The sequence below is a fragment of the Streptomyces sp. ISL-36 genome, from assembly GCF_018614205.1.
GTDB lineage: Bacteria > Actinomycetota > Actinomycetes > Streptomycetales > Streptomycetaceae > Streptomyces.
This window is the reverse complement of the sequence record NZ_JAGGOS010000171.1, coordinates 1-10,402: the sequence shown is the minus strand read 5'-3', so window position 1 is coordinate 10,402 and position 10,402 is coordinate 1. Positions and strand designations below refer to the sequence as shown.

Below are 10,402 nucleotides of genomic sequence, written 5' to 3'. Positions count from 1 at the left end.
GGTACGGCGGGTCGGCCCTGGAAGTACTGCCCGTACAGCACGCCCGTCTCCGGATCGACCGCCGAGCCGACCGCGTTGACCACGACCAGCGCGCCGACCGTGACACCCGACTCCAGGACCGTGCTCGCCGTGCCGACCCCGCCCTTGAGCCCGCCGACCACGGCGCCCGTTCCGGCGCCGACCGCGCCCGTCTCCACGCGCGCGTGCGCCCCGGTCGCCGCCGCGGCCTCCACCGCCGCGCGCCCGGTGCCCGCGTCCGGGCGGGCCGCGAAGTCGCCGCCCCTGCCGAGGTCGAAGACGCAGGCGGCCGGGACGACCGGGACCACGTGCGACGGGTCCGGCCCGACGCGTACCCCGCGCCCCCGCTCCTCCAGCCAGGCCATCACACCGGCGGCCGCATCCAGTCCGTAGGCGCTGCCGCCGGTCAGCACCAGCGCCTCGATCCGCTGGACGACGTTGCGCGGGTCGAGCGCGTCGGTCTCCCGGGTGCCCGGGCCTCCGCCCCGTACGTCCACGGCCGCCACGGCCCCGCCCGGCGGGGCGAGAACGACGGTGGTGCCGCTGAGGGCGCCCGGCCCGGCCACGCGCGCGTGGCCGATCCGCAGCCCGGCCACGTCCGTGAGTGCGTCGTGTCGCGTCATGACCCCTGCGTACCACGCCGGTTGGCCCGCCGCGCAGGGATATCGGCGCGCCGGAACCGGTGAGCGCGCCGGAACCCGGTGAGCCGATGAGCGGATCGAGCGGACAGCCCTTAGCCGACCCTTCGGGTGGCCGGGTTGCGGGCCGTCAGGGTCACCCCGACCGCCACCGTCGCCGCCGCGACGACTCCGGCCGCCAGGACCGCCCAGCGTCCCGCGAACGAGCACATGAGGATCGCCAGCGACGAAAGGGGCAGCACGAGTTGCTGCGCCGTGCCGACCTTGAAGTAGCGGGCGTGCAGGACCCAGACGCACAGCAGGAACAGCGCGGCGGGGATCGTCACCGCCGACGAAGCGGCGAGCGTGGAGATGTGGGCCTTGCCCACGGCCTGCTCGACGGCGATCTCGATGCCGGCGCCGATCGCGGCGGCGGAGGCGAAGATCAGATAGTGGCCGTAGCCCCACAGGAAGCCCTGCCGGTTGGAGGTGAGACGGTCGTGGGCGGGCACGACGAAGTAGATCCACCAGGCGGCGAAGACGATCAGCAGGCCGCCCGCGGCGATCGGAAGCAGCTCGCCGAGCGCGTCCTCCTCGACGACCCCGGACTTCACGGCGACGGTGGCCGCCGCGACCGTCTCGCCGAGCACGATGATCGTGAACAGGCCGTAGCGTTCGGCGATGTGGCGCGGGTGCCACGGGGTGGTGACGTTCTTCTCCGCGAACACGGGTACGGCCATCTCGGCGATCGCCATGACGAGGAAGACCCAGGGGCGGGCGGACTCCGGCGTGAGGAGCAGCGCGGTCCAGCCGACCTGGCAGAGCAGGACCCCGCCCGCGTACCGGTGGCACATGGCGCGCTCGCCGGGGGTGGTGGCGTGGTGGGCGGCGCGCAGCCACTGGGTGGCGAGGGCGCACCGCATCACGACGTAGCCGAGCCAGACCACGAGGAAGTCGTGGTCCTGGAAGGCGCGGGAGACTCCGGCCGCGAGGATGAGGACGCCGGCGATCTGGACGAGGGTGACGACGCGGTAGAGGACGTCGTCGTTGTCGTAGGCGGAGGCGAACCAGGTGAAGTTCATCCACGCCCACCAGATGGCGAAGAACACCATCGCGTAGTTGATGATCCCCTCGGCGGTGTGCGCCTCGGCGACGGCGTGCACGAGCTCCATGCCGGCCTGGGCGACGGCGACGACGAAACAGAGGTCGAAGAAGAGCTCGAGCGGCGTCGCGGCGCGATGCGCCTCGTCGCGGGAGCGGGCGGTGAGCGGCAGGAAAGGTTGCTTCATGCGGCCCAGCACACCAGAGCGGCGGGCACGTGAGCGGCCCACCCCGGTGCGGAGTGTCGTTTCACCCGGGGGCGGGCCGTCGTACCGGTGCGGTCCGTACGGTCCGGGACCCGGGCCCGCCGGGCGCCGGAGCGCCCCGAACCGGGGCGGCGTCGCACGTGGGGCACGCACTAAGCTCCGCGAGGTCAACTGATCAAGAGGGGGGATGTTTCATGCGCATGCCACGTACGACGTCGCGCGTGAGGAACCTGGCCGCGCTGGCGGCTCTGATATGCACGACCTCGCTGCTGGGCGCGCCGGGCGCGGTGGCCGAGGAGACGGTGGGGGCGAAGGCAGTCTTCAACAACCCGGCCAGCGGTCTCGCGGCGGACCGGGACGCGGTACGGGACGAGCTCGTCGACCTGATCGACGCCGCCGCTCCCGGCTCGGAGATCCACGGCTCGATGTACCTCTTCACGGACGGCGTCGTCAGCGCGGCGCTGGCACGCGCCGTCCGGGACGACGGCGTCAAGGTGAAGCTGCTCCTCGACGGGGACGCCATCGCCGAGACGAACGCCTCGGGCGACGCGACCGGCACCGAGTATCCGACGCTGGTGACCTCCCTCGGGGTCGACCGGACCGCCGACTCCTGGGTGATGGCCTGTCCCGCCGAGCGCGGCTGCATCGGCAACCGGACCCTGGACGCCGACGACGACGGGGCGATCAACCACAACAAGTTCTTTCTCTTCTCGCAGGTCGGCACCACACCGAAGGTCGTCTTCCAGACCTCGGCGAACCTGACGAAGAACCAGCGCGTGAACATGTACAACAACGCGGTGACCATCCCCGACGCCGGTTCCGGGCTCTACGACGAGTACCTGCACTACTGGAACGACCTGGCGGTGGAGGGCGCGAAGGGGGCCGCGGGCGGGACGGACGACTACTACCGGACCACACAGAGCGGCCCGTACAAGACGTACTTCTTCCCGCGGAAGGAGACGGGCAACACCTACTCCACCGACCCGGACAGCGACACGGTCGTCTCCCTCCTCGGCAACGTCGGCCAGTGCACGGACGGGGCCGGCGCCGTCACCCGGATCCGGATCGGGATGTTCGCCTTCACCCGTCCCCAGGTCGCCCAGAGCCTGGTGGCGCTGCAGGGGAAGGGATGCCAGGTGGAGGTGATCCACAACGGCGAGTCCGGCAACATCGGTTCCGTGGTGAAGCAGACCCTCCAGGGAAAGATCACCTCGCTGCGCAGGTGCGCCGGCACCGTCACGGACTCCCTGAGCACCCGCACGATCGGCGTCCACTCCAAGTACATGCTGATCGAGGGGAACTACCTGGGCGCCTGGGGCCGCAAGCTGGTCTTCACCGGCAGCCACAACTACACCTTCCCCAACCTCCGCTCGCACGACGAGACGCTCCTGAAGATCGACAACGCCGCGGTGTACACCGCGTTCGCCGCGAACTTCGAGACGATGCGGAACTCGGGTATGTGCCAGCAGTACTGAGTTCCGTGCAGGCACTCACCAGCGAACACCGGGCCTGAGCCCCGAGAACCAGCAGGCCGGTGGCCCGCACCCGCTCTCCGCGACGCCGAGACGAGGACCAGCAGAGAGCGGTGCGGGTCTCTTGGGGCCCAGGGCCCGAACGCCATCCGAGGGACCCCCTCACCCACCCGGTCCGCACGACAGGCCAAAAAGCCGCATACCGCCCTACGGTGACCGGGTGACCGAGCCACCGCAGGCCGCCGAGGCCGTCGTCCCCACCCCCGAGGCCGCCGTCCGGAGCCCCGCCGCCGTGCGCCGGCGGGCCACCCTCGCCGGGGCCGTCGTCTCGGCGCTGCTGATCCTCGCGATCGTCCTCGGCAGCCGGCTCCTGCGCGACTTCGACTCGGCGCTCCTCCCGTACGCCGTCGCCACCGTCTTCCTCGCCTTCGGCGTCGCCTACCGCTACACCGTCTGGATCTCCGCCCCCGGCGCCCGGCGCCTTTTCAGGCAGGGCTGGCGCTCCTTCTTCTCGGCCGCCAACTTCCGCCGCGCCCCCACGGCCCTGCCGAAGATGATCGCCACCTATCTCGGCCTCCAGAAGTTCCTCGGCGCCCGCTCCCACGCCCGCTGGGCCGCCCACCAGCTGATCTTCTGGGGTTGCGTCCTGGCTGCCCTGATCACCTTCCCGCTCACCTGGGGCTGGTTCACCTTCACCTCCTCCACCGGCGCGGGCCCCGGCTACGAGATGCGCATCTGGGGCTTCAAGGTCCTCGGCTTCGACGCGCTGAACATCGTCGGCTGGCTGATGTTCCACGGCCTCGACGTCGCCGCCGTCCTCGTCATCCCCGGCGCCTCCTACTTCCTGTGGCGACGGATGAAGGACCGCGGAGCCGTCACGGGCCAGCGCTTCGCCTACGACCTGGTCCCGCTCATCGCGCTGATCGTCATCTCCGTGACCGGCCTCCTGCTCACCTTCTCGTCGATCTTCCTGCACGGCGGCGGCTACCAGTTCCTGGCGATCCTGCACATGGTCTCGGTCGTCTTCACCCTCATCTACATCCCCTTCGGGAAGTTCTTCCACATCGTCCAGCGCCCCGCGGCCGTCGGCATGCAGCTCTTCAAATACACCTCCCGCTCCAAGGACGAGCCGGTCATGGCCTGCCGCCGCTGCCAGGAACCCATCGACACCGCCCCCTACGTCGAGAACCTCCGGGGCACCATGCGTGATCTCCAGCTCGGCTTCGACGCATGGGCCGAGTACTGCCCCCGCTGCAAACGCGTCCTGCGCGGCAACGCCTACCTCACCCACGTCAAGAAGGGCTTCAAGTGACGCAGCCGCAGGTGGGGCAGCACCACCACACTCTCGATCCCTCCATCGCACCGCCCGGCACCCGCGCCTTCCGCGACGCCGGCGGCATCCCCGCCGACCGCTGGCACGCCGACCAGAACGGCGAGACGCTCGTCCCCACCCACTGCTGCTTCTGCGGCGTCCAGTGCGGCATGTACCTCCGCGTCGACCGGGGCGGCAAGGTCTTCGGTGTCGAACCCCGCAACCACGACATCAACCGGATGCGGCTCTGCCCGAAGGGCATCAACGCCTACCAGCAGGTCAACCACCCCGACCGGCTCACCGCCCCGCTCATGCGCCGGAACCGGGACGAGCCCTTCCGCGAGGCGAGCTGGGAAGAGGCGCTCGACTTCACCGTCTCCGAGATCCGCCGCATCCAGGCCGAGTACGGCAACGACGCCTTCGGCCTGCTCGGCGGAGCCAGCCTCTTCTCCGAGAAGACCTACCTCGTCGGCAAGTTCGCCCGGGTCGCCCTGAAGACCAGGCACGTCGACTACAACGGCCGCCTGTGCATGGTCTCCGCCGCAGGCGCCAACAAGCTCGCCTTCGGCATCGACCGGGCCGGCAACCCCTTCTCCGACATCCTCCTCACCGACTGCCTGCTCATCGCCGGCTCCAACGTCGGCGAGTGCTTCCCCGTGATGACGCAGTACCTGTGGGGCGCCCGGGACCGCGGCGCCAGTCTGATCGTCGTCGACCCCCGCGAGACGGCCATCGCACGCACCGCCGATCTCCACGTCGCCCTGAAGCCCGGCACCGACTCCGCCTTCTTCAACGCCGTCCTGCACGTGATCGTCGCCGAAGGCCTCACCGACGAGGCCTATCTCGCCGCCCACGCCACCGGCTGGGACGAGGTGAAGGAGACCGTCGCCGACTACCCGCCCTCCCGGTCCGCCCAGATCTGCGGTGTCCCCGAGGAACAGATCGTGCGGACCGCCCGGATGTTCGCCGGCGCCGACAGAGCCATGGCCTGGCACGCCCGAGGCGTCGAGCACCACTCCCAGGGTGTCGAGAACTGCCTGACGATCATCAACCTGTGCACCGCCACCGGGAACATCGGCAGGCCCGGCGCCGGCTACGGCACCATCACCGGCCAGGGCAACGGTCAGGGAGGCCGCGAACACGGCCAGAAATCCGACCTCCTCCCCGGCGGCCGCTCGATCATGAACCCCGAGCACCGCCGCCAGATCTGCGAGATCTGGGGCATCGAGGAGACCGAACTGCCGCCCGCAGGCACCTCCATGATGGAGATGGTCTGGCAGATGCAGCGCGGCGAGATCCGCGGACTGATCGGCATCTGCAACAACCCCTTCGTCTCCCTTCCGAACTACGCCGCCGTCAAGCAGGGCTACGACGCCACCGAGTTCCACGCCCAATTCGACTTCTTCCTCTCCGAGACCGCCGCCAACGCGCACGTCGTCTTCCCCGTCACCGTCTGGGCCGAGGACGAAGGGGTGATGGCCAACGCCGAAGCCCGGGTCGTCAAGCACAACAAGGCCCAGGAACCGCCCGCCGGAGTCCGCACCGACACCTGGGTGATCTGCGAGCTCGCCCGGCGCCTGGGCGCCGGCGACAAGTTCGACTTCCCCGACTCCCGCTCCGTGTTCGAGGAACTGCGCGTCGCCTCCGCCGGAACGGTCAACGACTACTACGGCATCACCTACGAACGCCTGGAGGAGACCGGCGGCATCTCCTGGCCCTGCCCGAACACCGACCATCCGGGCACCCCCCGCCTCTTCGAGGACGGCAGGACCTACCACCCGGACGGCAAGATCCATATGCAGGTCGTCGAATGGCACCCGCCCATGGACCCGTACAGCGAGGAGTACCCCCTCTCGCTCACCACCGGCCGCACCGTCGCCCACTTCCTCTCCGGCAACCAGACCCGCCGCCTGGGCGGCCTCGTCGAGCAGACCCCCCGGCCCTGGGTCGAGGTCCACCCCTCGCACGGCTTCCGCAACGGCGACCCCGTCCGCGTCGTCACCCGCCGCGGCAGCGAGGTCTTCCCCGCCCTGGTCACCGAGGCGATCCGCCCCGACACCGTCTTCGTCCCGTACCACTGGCCGGTCCCCACGGCCGCCAACGCCCTGACCATCGACGCGCTCGACCCCCGCTCCAAGATCCCCGAGTACAAGGTCTGCGCCGCGCGGATCGAGGCCGCCGAACGCGTCGACGAGGTCCCCGCGCCTCCGAACGCCCCCGGCCGCCCCGCCTACCCGGAGGCGCAGGTCTCCCGCACCGACCCCCTGCCTCCCACGTCCCCGCAGGGCCGTGGCACCTCGGAGAGGAGCTGACTCCGCTCATGATGGGCCGCACGATCTTCATCGACCCGGGACGCTGCATCGGCTGCCAGGCGTGTGTCTCCGCCTGCCGCGAGTGCGACTCGCACCGCGGCAAGTCGATGATCCACCTCGACTATCCCGACGAAGGGCACTCGGTCGCCTCCCTTCCCACGGTCTGCATGCACTGCGAGGACCCGGTCGCCCCGTGCGCCGAGGTCTGCCCCGCGGACGCGATCCTGGTCACCGCCGACGGTGTGGTGCAGCAGGCCGACACCACCCGCTGCATCGGCTGCGCCAACTGCGTCAACGCCTGTCCCTTCGGCGTCCCGAAGATCGACCTCCAGGCGAAGCTGCAGATGAAGTGCAACCTCTGCTACGACCGGACCGCCTACGGGCTCGCCCCGATGTGCGCCACGGTCTGTCCGACGGGCGCCCTGTTCTACGGCACCGTCGAGGAGCTCCAGGCCGAACGCCCCGGCGTCCAGGTCGCCGACTCCTTCACCTTCGGCTCCACCACCGTCTCCACCGGAGTGGCGATGGTCGTTCCCGCCGACAAGGTCCAGTGGCCGGTCCCCGGCGGCCTTCCCGTCGTGGAGATCAACGGAGTGGACGTGAGCGAAGCGAACGCGAGCCACGCGAGCCACGCGAGCCACGCGAACAGGGCGGACACGGTGGGCACGGTGGACAGAGGTGGCGACGGGCCACGGGAGGGCGCGGGATGAGCGTCACCGAACAGCCTTCCGGCGACAGCCCCGGCCCGGCTGCCGCCGACGCGGCGCAGGATGCCCTGCACGACCGGATCGCCGCAGACTCCCTGACCACACGGCGCGACTATCTGCGGATCGTCGCGACCGTCTCCGGCGGTCTGGCGGCCGGCGGCATCGGTGTCGCCGCCGGCATCCTGCACCGGCACGGGGACAGCGACGGGGCACCCGAGCCGAAGAAGATCGCCGACCGGCTGCTGCCCGGCGAGTCCCTCGCCTTCCGCTACCCCGAACAGGAGGACCGGGCGGTCGCGATCCGTCTGGACGACGGCACGCTCGCCGGCTACTCCGCCGTCTGCACCCACCTCGCCTGCGCCGTGCTGTGGCGCAAGGACAGGGGCGGTGAGGGCGAGCTGTACTGCCCCTGCCACGAGGGCGTTTTCGACGCGCGTACGGGAGAGGTGACCGCGGGTCCGCCGCCACGGCCGCTGCCGAAGGTGCTGCTGGTGGAGGAGGCCGACGGCAGTGTCTGGGCCGTCGGCACCACCCGCTCGGGAGAGAGCGTCCAGGAAGGGCTGTGCCGTCAGCTCGGTGAGGAACGCCCCGACCTGGCCGAGCGCCTCGACTGCCCGGCGCTCTCCGCCCGGGGCCCGCGAGCGAGGAGCGAACGGACATGACCGACACCCCGTTCCCCCGCGACCCCGAAGCCCCCGGCCGCGAACCGGCGCACGGACCCGGGTACGGATCCGGCCGTGAACCCGGCCGAGATTCCGGCTCCGGCTCCGGGGCCGAGCCGTGGCCTCTGCCCGCCTACACCCCCGGCAGCGCCCAGGCCCGCCTGAACCGCCCCGTCCACGAGCGCTATCCGCAGATCCGGCCCACCAGCGGCTACGGCGACCCCCGGGTCCGGCACACGGGACCCGGCCCGGGCGCCGGTACGGAGCAGGAGCCCGAGCGCTCCTCGAAACTCACCGCCCGCCTGGCCCTGGCCCTCACCGTCGTCGTCGGCCAGCTGTGGGGACTGACGATCGTGGTCGACGAGTGGATGGCCGGGGACACCGGAACGGCCTGGTGGGGAGGGGGCTTCCTGGTCCTGTCGTTCCTCGTCGTCCTCGGACTGTGGCTGCTCGATCCGAAGGACCGCTGAGCCGGGGAAGGGACCGGATCAGGGGGGTACGGCCGGCATTCCCCGGCGTACCCTGAAGATATGAGCACCGCCCCCGCCCACGGACCGCGAGAAGCGAAGCAGTCCGACGCCGATCCCCTCCACGCGATCGCACCCAAGCCGGCACTGATCTTCGACGATCCGTTGGACCAGCAGTCCGCGGACGACACGGACCGTGGATGGGGCGAGCGGCCTCCTGGCGGCAGTGACAGCGCCGCCGATCTCGCGCGCTTCCTCGAAGAGAAGCCGCCGCACCACCTCTGACGCCGACGCGAGCCGCCGGCTAGGAGGTGGGGTGCGTCCCCGCTCCGGCGCCCGAGCTCGGGCCGCGCTGGGCGACCAGGTGGTCGCGGATCTCCTTGAGCACCTCCAGTTCGCTGACCTCCAGGGTCTCCTGGACGCCTTCCCTCGCCTTGTCGTGGGCGGCCCGCTTGGCCAGGATCCTGGCCATCGGCAGCACCATCAGGAAGTAGACGACGGCAGCGGTGATCAGGAAGCTCAGGACCGAGCTGAGGACGAGGCCCCACTGGATCTCGATGCCCTGCATCTCGCCGTTCACGACCCGGCAGGGGGCCTTGAGACAGGACTTGTAGCTCTCGAGATTCTTGGTGCCGAAGGCGCCGACCAACGGGTTGATGACACCCTTGACGACCGAGTTCACGATGTTGGTGAACGCGGCACCGATGACGACCGCCACCGCCAGGTCGATCACATTGCCTCGCATGAGGAAGGCCTTGAAGCCTCCCAGCACGCTTTCCTTCTTGTCGCTCACCAAACTGCCTTTCGTCGCGTGTGGAGTCGGTGGAGCCATTAGGCCGTGCACGGCCCAGAGGCGTCCAATCCGTACACACGGGACGGTTACTCGGCAGGCAGCCCGTACGAATCAGCACACTGTCACCGCCAGTTGGGAGGTGACCCCCGCACCGGCCAGTGCCGTCGCCGTCGGCCGTGGAACGGAGAGGACGATCAGCGCCCCACCGTCCGGACGATTCTCGTCCGACCGCGGAACCTCGGCCACTCGGGCACCCGTGGCGACCACACGCGCCGTATCGGCCCCGCTCATCGGCGAGTTGGGCGCGGCGATCACATCGACGCGGTCGCCGGGCCGCAACAGCCGTACGGTCGCGGCGTCGGCGATCCGTACCGGAGCCGACACCAGCCGCACCGCGGCCGGCCGGCGCTGCTCCTCGACCGCCGGGTGCGGCGGAGGGTCCGCGGACACCCGGCCCGACCCACCGGCCACCGCGAGCGCCGCCGCGGCCAGGGTGAGGATCGCGGCCGGCGCCCGCCGCCTGCGCCGCAACGCCCGGCGCAGACGCTGCGGGCCGCCCCGCACCCGTAGCGGCTCGAACCGAGGAACGGCGCACCCCTCGGGAAGCGGCGAGTCGGCGTGGCCCAGGGTGTGGTCGGGGGAGTGAACGGGGGAAGGGCCGGCGAACCGGGCCCGGGCGTTGTGGGGGCCGGGGTGGGTGGGGTGGGTGTGGGTGGGGTGGGAGGTCGTCATCGC

General features: G+C 70.9%; 10 protein-coding genes and 1 pseudogene. 7 read left to right on the top strand and 4 right to left on the bottom strand.

From position 1 onward, the window contains the following. Together J7E93_RS33835 and J7E93_RS33830 are read right to left on the bottom strand one after the other, a co-directional pair. On the bottom strand, positions 1–641 hold a 641-nt coding region (locus J7E93_RS33835), incomplete at its 3' end, for a P1 family peptidase (RefSeq protein ID WP_215073868.1). 110 nt (positions 642–751) lie between these two features. After that, a complete protein-coding gene (locus J7E93_RS33830) occupies positions 752–1,924 on the bottom strand; it encodes a low temperature requirement protein A (protein WP_215073867.1) in 1,173 nt (390 codons plus the stop codon). A gap of 239 nt (positions 1,925–2,163) precedes the next feature. Here J7E93_RS33830 and J7E93_RS33825 point away from each other — a divergent pair, with 239 nt between their 5' ends. The 7 genes and pseudogenes from J7E93_RS33825 to J7E93_RS33795 all read left to right on the top strand — a co-directional run bounded on the left by J7E93_RS33825 (position 2,164) and on the right by J7E93_RS33795 (position 9,159). Then, the gene (locus tag J7E93_RS33825) at positions 2,164–3,417 is read left to right on the top strand and encodes a phospholipase D-like domain-containing protein (protein ID WP_215073866.1); all 1,254 of its coding nucleotides are present in this window, start codon (positions 2,164–2,166) and stop codon (positions 3,415–3,417) included. Between the two features lie 217 nt (positions 3,418–3,634). Beyond that, positions 3,635–4,726, top strand: coding sequence for an MFS transporter (locus J7E93_RS33820; protein WP_374105470.1), 1,092 nt, complete (start codon positions 3,635–3,637; stop codon positions 4,724–4,726). Continuing rightward, positions 4,723–7,038 carry a molybdopterin oxidoreductase family protein gene (locus J7E93_RS33815; RefSeq protein ID WP_215073865.1) on the top strand — a complete coding sequence of 772 codons (2,316 nt, stop codon included), beginning with the start codon at positions 4,723–4,725 and terminating at the stop codon, positions 7,036–7,038. The genes J7E93_RS33820 and J7E93_RS33815 overlap by 4 nt, the downstream gene beginning before the upstream one ends. Before the next feature lie 8 nt (positions 7,039–7,046). Next, positions 7,047–7,640 (top strand): annotated as a pseudogene (locus tag J7E93_RS33810) (4Fe-4S dicluster domain-containing protein); the annotation flags it as partial. Between the two features lie 104 nt (positions 7,641–7,744). Then, positions 7,745–8,407, top strand: coding sequence for a ubiquinol-cytochrome c reductase iron-sulfur subunit (locus tag J7E93_RS33805; protein ID WP_215073864.1), 663 nt, complete (start codon positions 7,745–7,747; stop codon positions 8,405–8,407). Next, positions 8,404–8,877 carry a hypothetical protein gene (locus J7E93_RS33800; RefSeq protein WP_251067482.1) on the top strand — a complete coding sequence of 158 codons (474 nt, stop codon included), beginning with the start codon at positions 8,404–8,406 and terminating at the stop codon, positions 8,875–8,877. Before J7E93_RS33805 ends, J7E93_RS33800 begins: the two co-directional genes overlap by 4 nt. Before the next feature lie 60 nt (positions 8,878–8,937). Further along, positions 8,938–9,159, top strand: coding sequence for a hypothetical protein (locus J7E93_RS33795; protein ID WP_215073863.1), 222 nt, complete (start codon positions 8,938–8,940; stop codon positions 9,157–9,159). 19 nt (positions 9,160–9,178) lie between these two features. Here the strand turns inward: J7E93_RS33795 and mscL are convergent, their stop codons facing one another. Both mscL and J7E93_RS33785 read right to left on the bottom strand, forming a co-directional pair. After that, positions 9,179–9,667: a large conductance mechanosensitive channel protein MscL gene (gene mscL / locus J7E93_RS33790; RefSeq protein WP_215073862.1), complete on the bottom strand. Its 489-nt coding sequence runs from the start codon at positions 9,665–9,667 to the stop codon at positions 9,179–9,181. Positions 9,668–9,778: 111 nt separating this feature from the next. Further along, positions 9,779–10,402, bottom strand: a 624-nt coding sequence (locus J7E93_RS33785) for a hypothetical protein (RefSeq protein ID WP_374105469.1), incomplete at its 5' end; no start/stop codon positions are given.

Excerpts from the sequence above, each read along its gene's own strand:
- J7E93_RS33800 (WP_251067482.1), top strand. The coding sequence starts at position 8,404 with ATGACCGACACCCCGTTCCCCCGCGACCCCGAAGCCCCCGGCCGCGAA.
- J7E93_RS33805 (WP_215073864.1), top strand. The coding sequence starts at position 7,745 with ATGAGCGTCACCGAACAGCCTTCCGGCGACAGCCCCGGCCCGGCTGCC.
- J7E93_RS33795 (WP_215073863.1), top strand. The coding sequence starts at position 8,938 with ATGAGCACCGCCCCCGCCCACGGACCGCGAGAAGCGAAGCAGTCCGAC.
- J7E93_RS33830 (WP_215073867.1), bottom strand. The coding sequence starts at position 1,924 with ATGAAGCAACCTTTCCTGCCGCTCACCGCCCGCTCCCGCGACGAGGCG.